Source organism: Oceanisphaera avium (genome assembly GCF_002157875.1).
Taxonomy (GTDB): Bacteria; Pseudomonadota; Gammaproteobacteria; order Enterobacterales; family Aeromonadaceae; genus Oceanimonas; species Oceanimonas avium.
In genome coordinates, this window is sequence record NZ_CP021376.1 from 1065286 (window position 1) to 1081848 (window position 16563).

The window sequence follows — 16563 nt, forward strand, 5'->3', positions numbered from 1 at the left end:
ACCCGACTCCCCACCCAAGCGCAGGGGTGGGGCCATTTCTGCAGCAAAACGAGATGACATGGATTCATTGCAACATCATTTTCTTATTGCCATGCCCAGCCTCAAAGACCCTTTCTTTGGTGGAGCGGTTACCTATGTGTGCGAACATAATGACGAGGGGGCCATGGGCTTGGTAATAAATATTCCTATCGACTTACCCCTATATGAATTATTAGCTCAACTGGAAATGGCACCAGAAGACGAGCGCTCCGAGCTTAAACGCCCCGTATTACAAGGGGGGCCGGTAGCCGCCGATCGGGGCTTTGTGCTGCACACCCCAAAAAATGGCTTTAGCTCTAGCCAACTACTGGCCGATAATTTAATGATTACCACCTCACCCGATGTACTAGAAACGCTTGGCTCTGAAGAAGCGCCCGAGCATTATTTAGTGGCACTGGGTTATGCAGGCTGGACACCTGGGCAACTAGAACAAGAGCTCAGTGAAAATAGCTGGCTTACGGTGCCCGCCGATACGGAATTACTCTTTGATACGCCCTTTTCTAAGCGCTGGCAACAAGCGATTGCTCGCTTAGGCGTAGATCCCCAGCATTTATCTTCACAAGTAGGTCATGGATGAGCCGCACTTTGCTTGGCTTTGATTACGGAACTAAAAGTATTGGGGTGGCCGTGGGCCAAGAGCTCACCGCGACGGCTCGCCCCTTATTGGCATTAAAAGCCCTTGATGGTATTCCTAATTGGGATGACATTGCACGTCTCGTTAATGAATGGCAGCCCCAATTACTCATTATTGGTTTGCCGCTTAATATGGATGGCAGTGAGCAAGATATCTCACGGCGCGCCAGAAAGTTTGCTAATCGATTGCATGGCCGCTTTGGTATTCAAGTGGAGTTGCAAGATGAGCGGCTCACTACCACAGATGCTAGAGCCAGATTGTTTGAAGCGGGGGGCTATAAGGCGCTAGGTAAAGATGCGGTGGATGCAGTGTCGGCGCAATTAATCTTAGAGTCGTGGTTGGAAGGTAACTAATTGTGAAGTGTGAAAAAATAAAATAACCTGCGCTTAACGGCAAACATTTTTATCTGCGCATCTGGCCTTATGGGCAACAGCTTTAAATGTAACTATTTATCCCTTACGCTTCGTATTTAAAAAACAAAAAACCCGCCGTAGCGGGTTTTTTAGTCTCTATTTACCCAAAGGGTAATTAGATAGCTTCGATTTGTGAAGCTTGAGAACCTTTAGCACCTTCAGTAGCGGTGTAAGATACCTGTTGGCCTTCAGCCAATGTTTTGAAGCCACTCCCAGTGATTTCAGAGAAATGTGCGAACAAATCTTTGCTGCCATCAGCAGGAGTGATAAAACCAAAACCTTTTGCTTCGTTAAACCATTTTACGGTACCAGTAGCCATAATAAATCTTACCTTTATTTAAGTGTGACGAGCGAATGCTCTAATAATGCAACAAATATCAAATAAGGGAAGCTGGGTGACTGTGGTGCCTAATGGAACGAACAATAAACAACGGCCGCGCTAACTTGAATCTTTTGCTGAAGTGCACTCTACGGCAGTCTTAACATGGCGTCAAACTATATCGTCATTATATTTATGCTTAAAAACAATAATGATAAAACAAAAATTATTGGGAACTTTTTTGAAAACTTTTAATGTAAATAAAATGCTCTAAGTAAATAAAATTTTTAAATAAAAAAAGGCGCCCTAAGGCGCCTTGGTTAGCTTATTTAAAATAAGCTTATTTTTGCTTGGCAATTCGAGCATGCATTTCTTGCACCGAGATGACCGACGCGGTGGCGTCATAAGCCATGGCCATACAAGTCGCAATGCCCCCGTTTAAAGTGGTGCTATAAGCCAACTTTTGAGCCAAGGCGCCACGGCGCAATTGGCGTGAGTCTTCAATGGCTTGGCGCCCTTCTACCGTGTTAACGATATAGGTGTACTCATTATTCTTAATACGATCCAGAATATGAGGGCGACCTTCATGCACTTTGTTCACTAAGCGGGGATTAATATTCGCCTCACCCAGTACCACGGCAGTGCCATGAGTCGCATCTAGCTCAAAGCCGGCTGCTAATAGCGCTTTGGCTAATTCAACCACGCGCTTTTTATCGCTATCACGCACGGACAATAAAGCACGACCACTAGTAGGCACAGCATTGCCTGCCCCTAAATGAGCTTTACCAAAAGCTTCAGCAAAGGTTTCACCTACTCCCATCACTTCACCGGTAGAGCGCATTTCTGGGCCTAATAAGGGGTCAACACCCGCAAATTTATTAAAGGGTAAGACCACTTCTTTTACTGAGAAATACGGCGGAATAACTTCCTTGGTTACGCCCAGTTCAGCTAAGGTTTTACCCGCCATGACACGCGCAGCCACTTTAGCCAGTGGGATGCCGGTAGCTTTAGAGACAAACGGTACGGTACGCGCGGCTCGGGGGTTCACTTCTATTAAATAAATATCTTGGCCTTTAACGGCAAACTGAATATTCATCAAGCCTACCACACCCAGCTCTAACGCCAGCTTTCGTGCTTGCTCGCGCATTTCATCTTGTGCGGCTTGGCTTAAGCTATAAGCAGGCAATGAACACCCTGAGTCACCAGAGTGCACGCCAGCTTGCTCGATGTGCTCCATAATGCCGCCGATGACTACGTCTTTTCCGTCGCAAATGGCATCTACATCCACTTCAATGGCATCATCTAGGAAGCGATCTAGTAACACCGGCGCTTCGTTAGACACAGTCACTGCTTCTTTAAAGTAGCGGCGCAAGTCTTGCTCGTCATAGACAATTTCCATGGCGCGACCTCCTAACACATAGGAGGGGCGCACCACCAGCGGATAGCCAATACGCTCTGCAATCACCACCGCTTGCTCAAGAGCAGTCACGGTGCCATTTTCTGGCTGTTTTAAGCCTAAGCGCTCAACCGCTTGTTGAAAGCGCTCACGGTCTTCGGCGCGGTCAATGGCATCCGGGCTAGTACCAATAATAGGTACGCCAGCCGCTTCAAGCGCACGGGCCAGTTTTAATGGCGTTTGACCGCCGTATTGCACTATCACACCTTCAGGCTGCTCAATGCGCACTATCTCTAGCACATCCTCTAGCGTCACCGGCTCAAAATAGAGGCGGTCTGAGGTGTCATAATCCGTAGAGACGGTTTCTGGATTACAGTTAACCATAATGGTTTCATAACCGTCTTCACGCAGCGCTAACGCCGCATGCACACAGCAATAGTCAAACTCTATGCCTTGACCAATACGATTTGGACCACCGCCCAAAATCATAATTTTCTTATTAGTAGAGGGCTTAGCTTCACACTCTTCATCATAAGAGGAATACATGTAAGCGGTGTCGGTCGCAAACTCGCCTGCACAGGTATCCACGCGCTTATAGACGGGGAAAATACCTAAACGATGGCGCAGCTTGCGCACTTCATCTTCGGATAAACCCAGCAGTTTACCTAAGCGAATATCAGAAAAGCCTTTGCGTTTTAGGTTACGCAATAGAGCAGGAGTCACATCGCTGACGGCTAGCTCATTCACTTGATTTTCTAGCTTAATAAGATCTTCCATTTGCACTAGGAACCAAGGGTCCACGTTAGTCAGCTTAAAAATGTCATCTAAGCTCATGCCAGCACGAAAAGCATCGCCAATATACCAAATACGCTCCGGACCGGGCTCTTTAAGCTCGTGACGAATACGCGCCATGCTATCGGCGTCTTTTAAGTCGATAATAGGATCAAGACCATGCTGGCCGGTTTCTAGGCTGCGCAGCGCTTTTTGTAATGACTCTTGAAAGTTACGGCCAATAGACATGACCTCACCCACCGACTTCATCTGCGTGGTGAGGCGATCATTAGCACCGGCAAATTTTTCAAAGTTAAAGCGCGGCACTTTAGTGACGACGTAATCAATGGCAGGTTCAAACGAGGCAGGCGTGCGGCCACCTGTGATGTCGTTTTGCAGTTCATCTAGCGTATAACCCACTGCCAGCTTGGCGGCAATTTTGGCAATCGGAAAGCCGGTCGCTTTAGAGGCAAGAGCAGAAGAACGAGATACCCGCGGGTTCATCTCGATCACCACCATGCGCCCGGTTTTGGGGTCAATACCAAACTGAACGTTAGAACCGCCAGTTTCTACCCCAATCTCACGCAAGATGGCCAAAGAGGCACTGCGCATGATTTGGTATTCTTTATCGGTTAAGGTTTGCGCCGGCGCTACGGTAATGGAGTCACCGGTGTGCACGCCCATAGCGTCAAAGTTTTCAATGGAGCAGACGATAATGCAGTTGTCTTTTTTATCGCGCACCACTTCCATTTCATACTCTTTCCAACCAATTAAAGACTCATCAATCAATAATTCATTGGTAGGAGATAAGTCTAGACCCCGAGTACAAATGTCTTCAAACTCTTCTCGGTTATAAGCAATACCGCCACCAGTGCCACCCATAGTAAATGAGGGGCGAATAATACAAGGGAAACCCACTTCGGCTTGTACTTGGTAAGCTTCATCCATGCTCCGGGCAAAGCCCGCGCGAGGGCATTCTAGGCCGATATTTTTCATCGCTTTATCAAAGCGGCTACGGTCTTCTGCTTTATCGATAGCGTCGGCACTGGCGCCAATCATTTCTACGCCAAATTCAGCCAACACGCCGTGCTTTTCTAAATCCAGTGCACAGTTTAGGGCAGTTTGGCCACCCATGGTGGGCAATACCGCATCGGGGCGTTCTTTCTTAATAATTTCTCGTACCACTTCCCATTGTACGGGCTCGATATAGGTTGCATCGGCCATTTCTGGGTCGGTCATTATGGTGGCGGGATTAGAGTTCACCAAAATAACGCGATAGCCTTCTTCGCGTAGCGCTTTACACGCTTGGGCACCGGAGTAGTCGAATTCGCAGGCCTGTCCGATCACTATCGGGCCTGCGCCCAAGATCAGGATGCTTTTTATGTCTGTACGTTTTGCCATGACTCTGCCTACTCCTTACGCGCTGTGCTGTTTAATCAAATCAATAAAATGGTCGAACAGGTTAGCGGCTTCGCCCGGGCCTGGGCTGGCTTCGGGATGCCCCTGAAAACTGAACGCTGGCTTGTCGGTGCGCTTAAAACCTTGAATGGTGCCATCGAATAATGAACGATGGGTCACTGCAATATTGCTAGGTAAGCTGGCTTCATCCACTGCAAAGCCGTGGTTTTGGCTGGTGATCATCACTCGGTCGTGCTCAAGGTCATGCACTGGATGATTAGCACCATGATGGCCAAACTTCATTTTCATGGTGTTAGCGCCACTGGCCAAGCCTAATAACTGATGACCAAGGCAAATGCCAAATATAGGAATATTGCTATCAAGCAACGTCTTGATGGCGCTAATCGCATAATCACAAGGCTCAGGATCCGCTGGGCCATTAGATAAGAAAATGCCATCAGGCTGCAGCGCTAATACTTCATCGGCACAGGTGGTTGCCGGCACCACAGTTACCCGACAGCCGCGATCAACCAACATGCGTAAGATATTACGTTTTACGCCGTAGTCATAGGCGACAACGTGATAGGGCAAATTGGCAAGAGCCGGTTCAAAAAAGCCTTCACCTAATTGCCAGCTACCTTGCTGCCAAGCATATTGGCGGTCGGTGGTGACCACTTTTGCCAAATCCATGCCTTTAAGACCCGGAAAAGCTTTTGCTTTGGCTAGCGCACTCGCTTCATCTAAATTTTCACCGGCAATAATGCAGCCAGCTTGTGCCCCTTTTTCCCGTAAGATGCGAGTGAGTTTACGGGTATCTATATCGGCAATACCCACTATGTTGTGAGCTTTGAGGTAGTCAGGTAGAGACTGTTGGTTACGAAAGTTTGAGGCTACAATAGGAAGTTCGCGAATAATCAGGCCTTGAGCTTGCACCTTATTAGATTCTTCGTCTTCGTTATTAGTGCCGGTATTGCCTATATGAGGATATGTGAGGGTAACAATTTGGCGAGAATAAGATGGGTCTGTGAGAACTTCTTGGTATCCCGTCATCGACGTATTGAATACCACTTCACCAACGGTACAACCGTCGGCTCCTAGGGATGTACCATGAAAGACTGAACCGTCTTCTAGTACAAGCAGTGCTGAGTGAGTCAAGACAACCTCCGAGTTAATTCTTATAAATCAACAATTTACCTGGTTGTCCCGAGAAGCTAACAATAAAGTAGTAATGTCTTCTCGGCTAATACTGGGCAAATTCTGCGTATTTTATATAAAAGCGGTGTTTGCGACAAACTATTTTATAAAAAATGACTCATTTTCTAGAGTGGCTGAAAATGAGCTTTTATGTCTGATAAAAAGCGCCGAATAAGAAAAATCCAAGGGCACAACTCGGCGCTAGCGCCAACTGTAGCCTAAAACTAACTAAACCACGTAAAAATAAAAATTCACAAATTAAAACCTAATAAATCAACAAGATAAAAATCATTAAAAAATGAAAACTGGCCTAAAAATCACGCTAACCTTAGGCGGACGTAGAAGCTTAGGCCAAAATATAAACGGTTTTACTTTAGATTTAAGACATCTTGCATGTCATATAAACCTGGCGATTGTGTAGCAATCCAAGCCGCCGCGCGTACTGCACCATTAGCAAACGTTAATCGATTAGAGGCTTTATGAGTAATTTCTACTCGCTCACCAATATCGGCAAACATCACCGTATGCTCGCCCACAATATCTCCAGCACGCACGGTAGCAAAACCTATGGTATTAAGATCACGTTCACCGGTAATACCCTCTCGACCATATACGGCACAGCTTTTTAAATCGCGCCCTAAGGTATCCGCTATTACTTCACCCATGCTGAGTGCGGTGCCTGATGGTGCATCCACTTTATGACGATGGTGCGCTTCAATAATTTCAATATCAGTGTAATCGCCCATTACTTTGGCGGCTTGTTCAAGTAATTTAAAGACTAAATTCACCCCTACACTGTAATTAGAGGCCATGACAATGGCGGTGTTATGAATGGCGGCATTAATTTGCGATTTTTCTGCTTCATTAAAGCCGGTGGTGCCAATGACCAGTCGCTTACCATGCTGTTGCGCTAATGCAATGTTAGCTAATGTGACGTCGGGGCGAGTGAAGTCGATAATTACATCCACCTCATCAATCACGGCAGCTAAGTCGGCGCTGACTAAGACCTCTAATCGCCCTACATTCGCTAACTCACCCGCATCGGCACCCAACACCGAAGAGCCTGCATGCTCAATAGCAGCAGTGAGCACCACACCTGATGTTTGACTTACTGACTCAATCAACACCTTACCCATACGGCCATTACAACCAGCTACGGCAATGCGAACCGGACTTGTCATGCTGTTTTTCCTTTGTCTAAATACTTGAAACGATAGCGCCAAATTTTGCCAGATAAATGAATGCTTTAGTATTAAATTTACAGGCATAAAAAAACCGGCGAAGCCGGTTTTTAATGTCTTACAGAATTTCTAAAAGCTCAACTTCGAAAAGTAAGGTCGCACAAGGAGGAATGGCACCCGCACCTTGCTCACCATAAGCTAATTCATGAGGAACATATAACTTCCACTTAGAACCTACTGGCATCAGCTGCAGCGCTTCAACCCATCCTTTAATGACACCGGTCACGGGGAACTCAGCCGGCTCGCCGCGCATCACTGAGCTGTCAAACACAGAGCCATCAATAAAGGTACCATGGTAATGCACACGTACGGTGTCGTTAGCGCTAGGTATGGCGCCTTCACCTTTAGTCAACACTTCATATTGCAAGCCTGACGCTGTTTGGCTAATTTCGGCACGCTCGGCGTTAGCCGTTAAAAACTCAGCTTCTGCTGCTTTTGCTTTAGCAGACTCAGCACTTTGCTTTTCTTTCATGCGCTCAGTGATCACTTGAAAAGCACTGTTAATGTCTTCGCGAGACACGGCGAAATCTACGCCATTAATGGCATCGGCCAAACCTTGTTGTACGGCAGAGATTTCTAAGCCTTCAAAAGATTGCTGAGTTAACTGATCGCCAATCTGGCGACCTACGCCATAGCTGGCTTTTTGCTCTGTAGTCTCATATGAGGACATAATGCTTCCTAAATGTGTGGCTAAAAAAGGCATGCTAACAAATAACGTCCGCCAGCTAAATGGTCATGTACTGCACTTGGTTAATAATGCAGCGCCGCGTACGCCCCCCGCCCCACCAAAATGAGCAGCAACGACAGGGCAAGCTGTCATATTGTGCATTAAATAAGAGGGGATCCGCTGAGTGACTTCTTTATATAACCAAGGCTGCTCACTAAGACCGCCTCCTAACACTATGATATCGGGATTAAATTGCGTCATTAGCCCCGCTAGGCTGCTGGCTAAAATATCTAAATACATAGCTACGGCTTGGGTCGCGTGAAGCTCCCCTTGCTGCCAGTCGTCAATAATTTCAGGCCCCGCTTTATTCACTCCAGCATTAGACTTAACAAGATGTTGATATAAATTGCCTAAGCCGGTGCCAGAGATATAAGTTTCTAAACAACCTAATTGCCCACAACCACAAGCAAATAAAGGTAAGTTAGCAAAGCGCGACCAGATAGCGGCATTAATAATGGCATGGCCAAACTCACCACCCCCCCCGCTTGGCTATTTACTAATTGGCCTTGATAAGTAATGGCCCCACCTACTCCAGTGCCTAAGGTAATGCCTAAGGCAAGCTTAGCCTGAGCCGCGGCACCGCCATTTGCCTCTGATAATAAAAAACAATTCGCATCATTATCTATTGCCACTGGGCGCTGTAAATCTATAGCTAAGTCATGAGCTAAAAATTGGCCATGAATACTTAAAAGATTAATTGCTACCACTTGACCATTTTCTTGTAATACACCGGCAAAGCCGATTCCTAGCCGACCGGTTATTTGCCAATGCTGATCCGCCGCTCTAACCCAACCTTTGATAAGGCGACGTAGGGCCTGATAATCATGGTTAGGCGTTGGCTGAACATCGCGCATCACTTCTTGGCCTTGCTCATTAAATACCGCCCACACCATGTTACTGGCGCCCATATCAATGCCGTAATACATATTCAGCCCTAATAAATGATGAAAACTCTAATAAAACCATTAAGTAACAGCTTACTGGCAGTCGAAAAGCAAATATCTGGTGTGTAAAAGTAAGGCAGGCAAAAAACACCTCAAGCGGCTTAAGCTTAAAGTGTCTCTTATTAAGATAAAATCTTAATAGCCACGACCTAAATAACGGCGCTTTTATAAGCTTTTTTACATATAAAGGCTACCAGCATGGCTCTTTACGGTATTAAATAAAGAAAGCCACTTTAATTATTTTATCTAATGGTGCTGTTCAGGTGCCACTTGACCTACACCGTCTTGGGTATGATCTGTTAGCAGCCACAAGGTGTATTTATGTAAGTCAGGATGCTGGGCTAGCGCCACGAGAAAAGCGCCGCCCACTTCGCGATAACCAAGCTCATAATTTTTCAAAGTAGTGGGTGGAACTTGAAGTAATTCAGCAAACTTAGGCCGACTTAACCCCATAGACTCGCGTATTTGGCGGATCTTCTTTCCAACTAAACTGGTATCTGGATTCATAGTTTTATACTCCTATCGAAGAATTTCGATAACAAAAACCCATCCTTGGTTACCTTAGTTTAACACCACAAAATAGACTCGTTGTGCTCTTGCCCTATTTTAACCAAAATAATGAAAAAAAGACTCAACTAACGCTATTTAATCTGAAATCAAAAGTTGTCTATCAGGTAAGCTGCGACAATTTTAGCCTTTTAGACTAGGCTCCATCTTGTGGCGGACTTTAAAAACCGCTAGTCTGAATTGGTACGGGCATACTCAAACAGGACTTGGAGTAAATTAATCACTCTAATGCTTGGCTAACAACAACAATGACCCCGTGCTTCATAGCTGTTGAACTGCTTAATCAGCTCAACGACCGTGATACATTAATTTCGACTCGAATCGAAAGCTCATAAATGAGGAAGACAACATGAAAAAGACAGTGGCTCCTACTTTAATCGCAATGGCCATCGCTGCCGCCGGTATTTCAACAACTGCACAAGCGAATGACTGGTATTTGGGTGCGGGTGCAGGCTATGCCGACACCAGCGATATCGAGAGAAATGACACCGGTTTAAGCGGTGACGGCGAAGCCGTTAGCTTGTTTACCGGTTATAACTTCAGCGACTACTTTGGTACTGAGCTGGGCTTTACCCGCTTTGGCCAAGACGTTGACACCAATGCGCTGACATTGTCTGCTATTGGGCGTATGCCACTGAGCGAGCGCATGTCGCTGTTTGGTGAGCTGGGTGCACTGGGCTATGACATTAAAGCCAATGGCGGCGACAAAGGTCTGTCTCCTATGGCAGGTTTAGGTTTAACTTACCGCGCCTCTGATCTCGTAGACGTGCAAGCACGCTACCGTCGCGTTGAAGACATGGGTGAATTCAATAAAGTAGGTTTTGAAACCGACATTAACAACTACATGTTAGAAGTGGTATTGCACCCTAACCGCGGTGAGAGCACACCTCCTCCTGTAGCACCGGTTGCCCAACAGCCTGAAGCAGAAACCACCTATGAAACTCGTAGCGTAACTGCTGATGGTTCTATCTACTTTGCATTTGATAAGTCTGACTTGTCTGGCGAGTCACGCGCTACGTTAGACGAAGTTGCTCGTTTTGCTGAAGAGAACCCAGACTACCAAGTAGAGCTGGCCGGTTATGCTGACCGTTTAGGTACTGCAGAATATAACCGTAAGTTGTCTGAGCGCCGTGCAATGGCTGCTAAAGAGTACTTAGTTGATCGTGGTGTTGCTGCCCAGAACATCCAAACTGCATGGTACGGCAGCGAGTTGGCTGAAGGCCAAACTGAAGCTGAGCGCCAGCGCGACCGTCGTGTTGATGCAAAAGCACAAGCGACCATCGAAGTTGAAATCGTAGAATAAGATTTTACTCGCTAATATTAAACGGCTCTTAGGAGCCGTTTTTTTTGTCTTTAATAACGTAAGCCATGGCATACTCTTGCATCAGATTATTACAATTTAGGATTGTTAATGCGTTGCCACTGCCATAGCCAGCTACTTTTTAGTGATTGTTGTCAGCCCTACCTTAGCGGTTTATTGCCTGCTCCGACTCCCATTGCACTTATGCGCTCACGCTACACGGCGTTTGTGTTAGCCGATGGCGACTACTTGTTGGCTACGTGGCATCCCGCGACTAAGGAGCAACTTTGTGCACATGAATTAGCTGCGGCGGGTCGTTCTTGTGAATGGCTAGGCTTAAAGATTATTTTTAGTCGTACTGATACAGCCACAGAACAAGGAGTGGTGGAATTTAAAGCCCGCTATAAAGAGCAAGGAAAAGTAGCCGTACTACATGAACAATCCTATTTTGAGCGAGTGCAAGGTAACTGGCGATATAAAGACGGTGTGCTTAACCCACCTAAGATCCCGGCAAATCAGCCCTGCCCTTGTGGAAAGTTACAAGATGGACGGATTAAAAAGTACAAACACTGCTGTGCTCAGCACTGAATTTTTTAACTTACACGAATTTATTACGCAAAGCGCTTATACTCACTTATCTTTTTTACTCGCTAATAGAATATGGCAATGGAACGAAAAATACTGTTAACACACTGTCCCGATGCGAAGGGATTAATCTCTAAAATTACCAATATTTGCTATAAGCATCAGCTCAATATTATGCGTAATGATGAATTTGTCGACTATGAAAATGGTCACTTTTTTATGCGCACCGAGCTTGAGGGCTACTTTAACGATCATACTTTATTAGCAGACTTAGACGATGCGCTACCCCACGGCAGTGAGCGCCGTTTAGTCCCCGCGGGCCATAAGCGCGTTGTTATCATGGTGACTAAAGAAGCCCATTGCTTAGGAGATATTTTAATTAAGCAGTTTTCGGGCGCTATGACCCTTGATATTGCCGCTGTGGTAGGGAATTACGAAGCATTAGCTGACTTAACGGCTAAATTCGATATCCCGTTTCATTGCGTGTCTCACGAGGGCTTAAATCGTGCAGAGCATGAGCAAAAAATGATGGCCATTATCGATGACTATCAGCCCGACTATGTCATATTAGCCAAGTATATGCGTATTTTAAGCCCCGATTTTGTAGCTCGCTATGAGCAGCGATTAATTAATATCCATCATTCTTTCTTACCGGCCTTTATTGGTGCCAGCCCCTATCGTCAGGCGTATGAGCGCGGTGTTAAGATGATTGGCGCCACCGCCCACTTTGTGACTAACGAGCTTGATGAAGGACCGATCATTGAACAAGACGTCATCCATGTGAATCATGTCTTTAGTGCCTCTGATATGGCAAAAGCAGGACGAGATGTAGAACGTTCGGTATTAAGCCGCGCACTTAATTTAGTCTTGGAAGAAAAAGTCTTTGTTTATGGCAATAAGACGGTAGTGTTTAAATAGGGTTAAGAACAGCTATACGCTTGACGACGTAGCTATACGTAAAAACTCACCGGATAGTTCAATGTTGTTGTTTTTTTATGCCCACCTCATTGGTGAAAATGACCTCAAAACGGCCTTGTTTAAAATCTAAGATCGAAATACCGGGGCAAACCCCGGTATGAGGGCACAACAGCGCGAACTCAGTATTGTTTTTAACGTAGGGCGTAAAGCTTATCGCTATCATTTATGGCTGTTAGCAAACGCAGCCAGTTGTTCTGGCGTGGCGTCCGCTTGGAATTGTGCTTTCCATTGCTCATAAGGCATGCCATAAACATGTTCACGAGCTTGGTCATAATCCATAGCGACTTCTTGCTCTTTAGCAGCGGCTAAATACCATTTACTTAAGCAATTGCGGCAAAAGCCCGCTAAGTTCATCAAATCGATATTTTGCACGTCTTTGCGCTCGTCAAGATGCGCTAATAAGGCACGAAATGCGGCGGCTTCTAATTCAGTCTGAGTTTGCTTATCCACTATTATCTCTCCTAACCAACAAAGCGCCCTTATGCAAATAAGGGTAAAGTATTATTATATCGACTTTAAGCTGAATAATCATGAAGGCCGTGGCTGGCAAGTGCTAAAAGTGCGATGCTATGGCTTAATTCATCGCTTAATAAAGGTGATATAAATGGCAGATAATAATGAGCGCAGTCATTTTTTTGCACATATGGCACGGATGAAGCTAATCCACCGCTGGCCACTGATGCGCAATATTTCTCAAGAAAACGTGGCCGAGCACAGCTTACAAGTAGCCATGGTAGCCCATGCGCTGGCCGTCATTAAAAACACCTTTTATCAAGGTCAGCTTGATCCGGCTAAAGCCGCCATGCAAGCGCTATTTCATGATGCCAGTGAGGTGCTAACCGGCGACTTACCGACGCCAGTTAAATACTATAACGATGACATGGCACGCGCTTATAAAGAAATTGAAAGTAATGCGGAGCAGAGTTTAATTAAGATGCTGCCCACAGAGCTACAAGCGGCTTATGCTCCCCTACTCAGTGCTCACAGCGATGATGACTATGGTCATTTAGTAAAATCAGCAGACTTATTGTGTGCTTATTTAAAATGTATTGAAGAGCTTAGCGCGGGCAACCAAGAGTTTGCTGCTGCCAAGCAGCGACTACGCACTATGCTTGAAGCGCGCATGAATGCGGAAATCCGTTATTTTATGCAGGTATTTGTACCAAGCTTTGCACAATCGCTAGATGAAATATCGAGCAGTGAATTTTAGCCAGAAAGCGTCCGGCTACAAGCGCCCAGCCAGCTGTTCATTGCTGGGCGTTAATCGTGTTAAGTTACTCTTTACGCTCTATCCAAAGCGTAACTTCGCCGACCTTAAAGCCAAACTTAGTCATTTCAGCGCGATTTAATACCCGTTTTTCATCTAACTGATACATCCAATCATTAAAGTTAATGTGCCATACCTTACCCTCCACCGGTACCGCTAAGGTGTAGCGCCAATTAAGGGCATAACCTTGGGTTTGGCCGGTGGCGGGCACCACTACATCTCCAGCAGTGCCGGTATAGTGGCCATCTGCGGTTTTCTCAATCTGCCACACGCGGCGTTGTTTTTCGCCGTCGTCATAAACAAAGTCTTCTTCTAGCGTGCCTTTATTCCCCTGCCAAGAGCCGACCATGGCAACGCTAAAGCGGCGTAATACTTTGCCAGACCTATCTTGTATCATGCCATGAGCGCTCAACTGGCCATTAAAGTATTTATCTAACTCAAAGCGCGGCGTGGTATTGGCATAGTCATCAATTTTGCTGCTGCATGACATTAAGCCTAAGCTCAGAATCACTAGGGTGACTAGCGTTAACAGTAAGTTTTTGATCCGCATCTTATTGTCCTTTTAATTGACGAGTGAGCTTAGGATTACGGCTATCTTCAGATAGCCAAATCGCGAGAAACGCCGGTCCAAAGTCAGGGTCATGAATTTCGCCTAATACTTTTTGATTAAAGTAAAAAGTACTGACTCCTGACTTACTGACTCGAATCGCTAATTCATCCCCTTTATTGACCGAGGGCCAAATGCGAGTGAGCTGGGTGACCCAACTGGGAGACACCTTAATGTTTAAGCGCTGCCACTCTTCTAATGTGGCTTCGATTAATGCATCGCGACTGATTGACTTTTGATAGGCCAAGATCAGTGCTTGAGGATAGTGCCCCTCTTGGTACTGACCATTACGGCTGTAGAAATGCGCTTGATAAAGATTAAACAACATCCATTTCATTTGGCCCTGACCCACTCGTTGCAAGTTAGACTCAGCCACAGCCTGCTCTTTCACTCGCTGTTGCGCTAATAACGAAGGCGCCAGCATAAGACTAAAGATCGTTAATAGCAGCGTGGCAACCTTAAGTAAGTGAGTCATCACTGTGTCTCCTTAAAGTGACGTCTAGGCGGACTAATGTGATTAATAATAATGACCATAACGGCGCTAATAACAGCAAAGTCCACCCAGGCCCTAAAGGTAAGTCCACCGCCCCTAAGCGCCAGCCCGTAATGTAAGAGCTGGGCCCTGTTACAGCGCCTAGCAGTGCTTGTTGCCAGCGAGGACGCGTCGCTAGCCAAGCCATGCTATGACCAAGTGTTAGCACAAAACCGACCCACAATAAGCCTAACCAAACTGGCCATTGGCTAAAGCTAAACACGCCACTCAAGGTAAGCACGACATCTACACTTAAGCCCAATAACGCAAGGCTTACTACCTTGAAATCAAGGCGAGGATTAGGAGTGACAATAAAATGCGCCATTAATAACAGCGCTAATAACCAAGCGACTAAGTTTTGCCCCATAACAGCGAGCAACCAAAAGCCGTAAAAACCAACTAATTGAGCCCATTGCCACTTAGACATCTGCGCGCTCCTGGTTTTGCTGCCGTTAGGTGTATGAGCCCTATGCTGCCTTCACGAAATCCACCTTCGCAATAGGCAAAATAAAAGGCCCAAAGACGATGAAAATCTCGACTGTAGCCTAAGTCTTGTAAAGCCATTTCTTTATGTTGAAAGCGACTCGCCCAAATATGTAAGGTGTGTGCATAATGCTGGCCATAGTCTTGAAGATGACTGATGGTCATATCGGTTTGTGCTGTTAAATGGCGAGCCATTTCACTGACTGAGGGTAAACAGCCACCAGGAAAAATATAACGCTGAATAAAGTCCACACCACTGCGATAACTGTGGTAGCGCTGATCGGCAATGGTTATGGCTTGAATAAATAATTTGCCATTAGGTTTAAGTAAGCGATTGAGCGCTGTAAAATACACAGGTAAATATTCATGACCCACGGCTTCAATCATTTCTACCGACACTAATTTATCGTATTGGCCGGTTAAGTCGCGATAATCCTCAAGCAATAAATTCACTCTATCGCTTAAACCTGCAGCCTCTACTCGAGCTTGAGCCACCTTGAGCTGCTCGGCAGATAAGGTGGTCGTGGTTACGCGACAGCCATAATGCTCGGCGGCAAAGCAGGCTAACCCGCCCCAGCCGGTACCAATTTCCAGCAGATGATCATCAGCACCCAGCTCTAACTGTTGGCAAATTAAATGTAATTTATGCTGTTGCGCTTCTTCTAAGCTGGCGGTGGCACTGGGAAACACCGCCGAGGAGTATTGCATCAAAGGGTCTAAAAACAGCTGATACATGTCATTGCCCAAATCATAATGGGCGGCAATATTGGCACGACTACCGACCAGCGAATTGCGATTAAACTTATGCTTTAACTTATGCCAAACAGTGGTCAGCCACGCGAGGCGGCGTTCAAACTTATCTAAGGTAGCCATATTACGAGCAAATAATTGCACCACTTTGGCTAAGTCAGCACTATCCCAATTGCCTTCCACCCAAGCTTCGCCCGCCCCTATGCTACCGCCCAACATCAGTTGTCGATAAAAGCGTGGCTCATGTACCTGAATATGGGCTTGTAAAGTGGCATGACGATCGCCAAAAAAAAATACTTGGCTGCCCTCTTTAATGGTTAATCCTGCTGCTGTCAGTTCATTAAGTAACGAAAATGCTAAGCGACGTGCTAAGCGATCAAGTTGCCGTGGTTGCGAGCGGATAAGCGTCGTTTCCATG

General features: G+C 46.0%; 17 protein-coding genes and 1 pseudogene. 6 read left to right on the plus strand and 12 right to left on the minus strand.

The window, feature by feature from the left end; translation table 11 throughout:
- Positions 1-58 precede the first annotated feature (58 nt).
- Both CBP12_RS04855 and ruvX read left to right on the plus strand, forming a co-directional pair.
- Positions 59-616 (plus strand): YqgE/AlgH family protein, encoded by a 558-nt coding sequence (locus tag CBP12_RS04855; RefSeq protein ID WP_086963434.1) that lies wholly within the window; start codon positions 59-61, stop codon positions 614-616.
- Positions 613-1026 carry a Holliday junction resolvase RuvX gene (gene ruvX / locus CBP12_RS04860; RefSeq protein WP_086963435.1) on the plus strand — a complete coding sequence of 138 codons (414 nt, stop codon included), beginning with the start codon at positions 613-615 and terminating at the stop codon, positions 1024-1026. The genes CBP12_RS04855 and ruvX overlap by 4 nt, the downstream gene beginning before the upstream one ends.
- Positions 1027-1201: 175 nt before the next feature.
- Here the strand turns inward: ruvX and CBP12_RS04865 are convergent, their stop codons facing one another.
- The 7 genes and pseudogenes from CBP12_RS04865 to CBP12_RS04900 form a co-directional block, all read right to left on the minus strand.
- Entirely contained in the window at positions 1202-1405 is a 204-nt protein-coding gene (locus CBP12_RS04865; RefSeq protein WP_086963436.1) for a cold-shock protein, read from the minus strand.
- Positions 1406-1745: 340 nt separating this feature from the next.
- Positions 1746-4973 carry a carbamoyl-phosphate synthase large subunit gene (gene carB / locus CBP12_RS04870; protein ID WP_086963437.1) on the minus strand — a complete coding sequence of 1076 codons (3228 nt, stop codon included), beginning with the start codon at positions 4971-4973 and terminating at the stop codon, positions 1746-1748.
- Positions 4974-4988: 15 nt separating this feature from the next.
- On the minus strand, positions 4989-6125 hold the full coding sequence (gene carA / locus CBP12_RS04875; protein WP_086963438.1) for a glutamine-hydrolyzing carbamoyl-phosphate synthase small subunit: 1137 nt from the start codon (positions 6123-6125) through the stop codon (positions 4989-4991).
- Positions 6126-6532: 407 nt separating this feature from the next.
- Positions 6533-7345, minus strand: a complete 813-nt coding sequence (dapB, locus tag CBP12_RS04880; RefSeq protein WP_086963439.1) for a 4-hydroxy-tetrahydrodipicolinate reductase — start codon at positions 7343-7345, stop codon at positions 6533-6535.
- Between the two features lie 118 nt (positions 7346-7463).
- Positions 7464-8075: an FKBP-type peptidyl-prolyl cis-trans isomerase gene (locus tag CBP12_RS04885; protein WP_086963440.1), complete on the minus strand. Its 612-nt coding sequence runs from the start codon at positions 8073-8075 to the stop codon at positions 7464-7466.
- 63 nt (positions 8076-8138) lie between these two features.
- Positions 8139-9058: pseudogene (locus CBP12_RS13875) on the minus strand (ROK family protein).
- Positions 9059-9322: 264 nt separating this feature from the next.
- Complete coding sequence (locus CBP12_RS04900) at positions 9323-9583, minus strand: helix-turn-helix domain-containing protein (RefSeq protein ID WP_086963443.1); 261 nt, start codon at positions 9581-9583, stop codon at positions 9323-9325.
- Positions 9584-9992: 409 nt separating this feature from the next.
- Here CBP12_RS04900 and CBP12_RS04905 point away from each other — a divergent pair, with 409 nt between their 5' ends.
- The 3 genes from CBP12_RS04905 to purU all read left to right on the plus strand — a co-directional run bounded on the left by CBP12_RS04905 (position 9993) and on the right by purU (position 12446).
- Positions 9993-10946 carry an OmpA family protein gene (locus tag CBP12_RS04905; RefSeq protein ID WP_086963444.1) on the plus strand — a complete coding sequence of 318 codons (954 nt, stop codon included), beginning with the start codon at positions 9993-9995 and terminating at the stop codon, positions 10944-10946.
- Between the two features lie 108 nt (positions 10947-11054).
- Positions 11055-11531, plus strand: a complete 477-nt coding sequence (locus tag CBP12_RS04910; RefSeq protein WP_086963445.1) for a YchJ family protein — start codon at positions 11055-11057, stop codon at positions 11529-11531.
- Positions 11532-11609: 78 nt separating this feature from the next.
- Entirely contained in the window at positions 11610-12446 is an 837-nt protein-coding gene (gene purU, locus CBP12_RS04915) for a formyltetrahydrofolate deformylase (RefSeq protein WP_086963446.1), read from the plus strand.
- A 219-nt stretch (positions 12447-12665) separates the two neighbouring features.
- Here purU and CBP12_RS04920 read toward each other — a convergent pair whose 3' ends face one another.
- A complete protein-coding gene (locus tag CBP12_RS04920) occupies positions 12666-12956 on the minus strand; it encodes a DUF1244 domain-containing protein (RefSeq protein ID WP_086963447.1) in 291 nt (96 codons plus the stop codon).
- Positions 12957-13110: 154 nt separating this feature from the next.
- Between CBP12_RS04920 and yfbR the strand changes: the two genes are divergently transcribed.
- Entirely contained in the window at positions 13111-13716 is a 606-nt protein-coding gene (yfbR, locus tag CBP12_RS04925) for a 5'-deoxynucleotidase (protein WP_086963448.1), read from the plus strand.
- A gap of 64 nt (positions 13717-13780) precedes the next feature.
- Here the strand turns inward: yfbR and CBP12_RS04930 are convergent, their stop codons facing one another.
- The 4 genes from CBP12_RS04930 to CBP12_RS04945 are packed head-to-tail and all read right to left on the minus strand — an operon-like array spanning position 13781 to position 16562.
- Positions 13781-14323 (minus strand): DUF3833 domain-containing protein, encoded by a 543-nt coding sequence (locus tag CBP12_RS04930; protein ID WP_086963449.1) that lies wholly within the window; start codon positions 14321-14323, stop codon positions 13781-13783.
- A gap of 1 nt (position 14324) precedes the next feature.
- The gene (locus CBP12_RS04935) at positions 14325-14855 is read right to left on the minus strand and encodes a chalcone isomerase family protein (protein ID WP_086963450.1); all 531 of its coding nucleotides are present in this window, start codon (positions 14853-14855) and stop codon (positions 14325-14327) included.
- Positions 14839-15339, minus strand: coding sequence for a DUF2878 domain-containing protein (locus CBP12_RS04940; RefSeq protein ID WP_086963451.1), 501 nt, complete (start codon positions 15337-15339; stop codon positions 14839-14841). The genes CBP12_RS04935 and CBP12_RS04940 overlap by 17 nt, the downstream gene beginning before the upstream one ends.
- On the minus strand, positions 15312-16562 hold the full coding sequence (locus CBP12_RS04945) for an SAM-dependent methyltransferase (protein WP_086963452.1): 1251 nt from the start codon (positions 16560-16562) through the stop codon (positions 15312-15314). Before CBP12_RS04945 ends, CBP12_RS04940 begins: the two co-directional genes overlap by 28 nt.
- Between the last annotated feature and the right edge of the window lies 1 nt (position 16563).

Excerpts from the sequence above, each read along its gene's own strand:
- yfbR (WP_086963448.1), top strand. The coding sequence starts at position 13,111 with ATGGCAGATAATAATGAGCGCAGTCATTTTTTTGCACATATGGCACGG.
- CBP12_RS04940 (WP_086963451.1), bottom strand. The coding sequence starts at position 15,339 with ATGTCTAAGTGGCAATGGGCTCAATTAGTTGGTTTTTACGGCTTTTGG.
- CBP12_RS04910 (WP_086963445.1), top strand. The coding sequence starts at position 11,055 with ATGCGTTGCCACTGCCATAGCCAGCTACTTTTTAGTGATTGTTGTCAG.
- CBP12_RS04930 (WP_086963449.1), bottom strand. The coding sequence starts at position 14,323 with ATGCGGATCAAAAACTTACTGTTAACGCTAGTCACCCTAGTGATTCTG.
- CBP12_RS04885 (WP_086963440.1), bottom strand. The coding sequence starts at position 8,075 with ATGTCCTCATATGAGACTACAGAGCAAAAAGCCAGCTATGGCGTAGGT.
- ruvX (WP_086963435.1), top strand. The coding sequence starts at position 613 with ATGAGCCGCACTTTGCTTGGCTTTGATTACGGAACTAAAAGTATTGGG.
- CBP12_RS04935 (WP_086963450.1), bottom strand. The coding sequence starts at position 14,855 with ATGACTCACTTACTTAAGGTTGCCACGCTGCTATTAACGATCTTTAGT.
- carB (WP_086963437.1), bottom strand. The coding sequence starts at position 4,973 with ATGGCAAAACGTACAGACATAAAAAGCATCCTGATCTTGGGCGCAGGC.
- CBP12_RS04865 (WP_086963436.1), bottom strand. The coding sequence starts at position 1,405 with ATGGCTACTGGTACCGTAAAATGGTTTAACGAAGCAAAAGGTTTTGGT.
- dapB (WP_086963439.1), bottom strand. The coding sequence starts at position 7,345 with ATGACAAGTCCGGTTCGCATTGCCGTAGCTGGTTGTAATGGCCGTATG.
- CBP12_RS04900 (WP_086963443.1), bottom strand. The coding sequence starts at position 9,583 with ATGAATCCAGATACCAGTTTAGTTGGAAAGAAGATCCGCCAAATACGC.
- CBP12_RS04945 (WP_086963452.1), bottom strand. The coding sequence starts at position 16,562 with ATGGAAACGACGCTTATCCGCTCGCAACCACGGCAACTTGATCGCTTA.
- purU (WP_086963446.1), top strand. The coding sequence starts at position 11,610 with ATGGAACGAAAAATACTGTTAACACACTGTCCCGATGCGAAGGGATTA.
- CBP12_RS04905 (WP_086963444.1), top strand. The coding sequence starts at position 9,993 with ATGAAAAAGACAGTGGCTCCTACTTTAATCGCAATGGCCATCGCTGCC.
- CBP12_RS04855 (WP_086963434.1), top strand. The coding sequence starts at position 59 with ATGGATTCATTGCAACATCATTTTCTTATTGCCATGCCCAGCCTCAAA.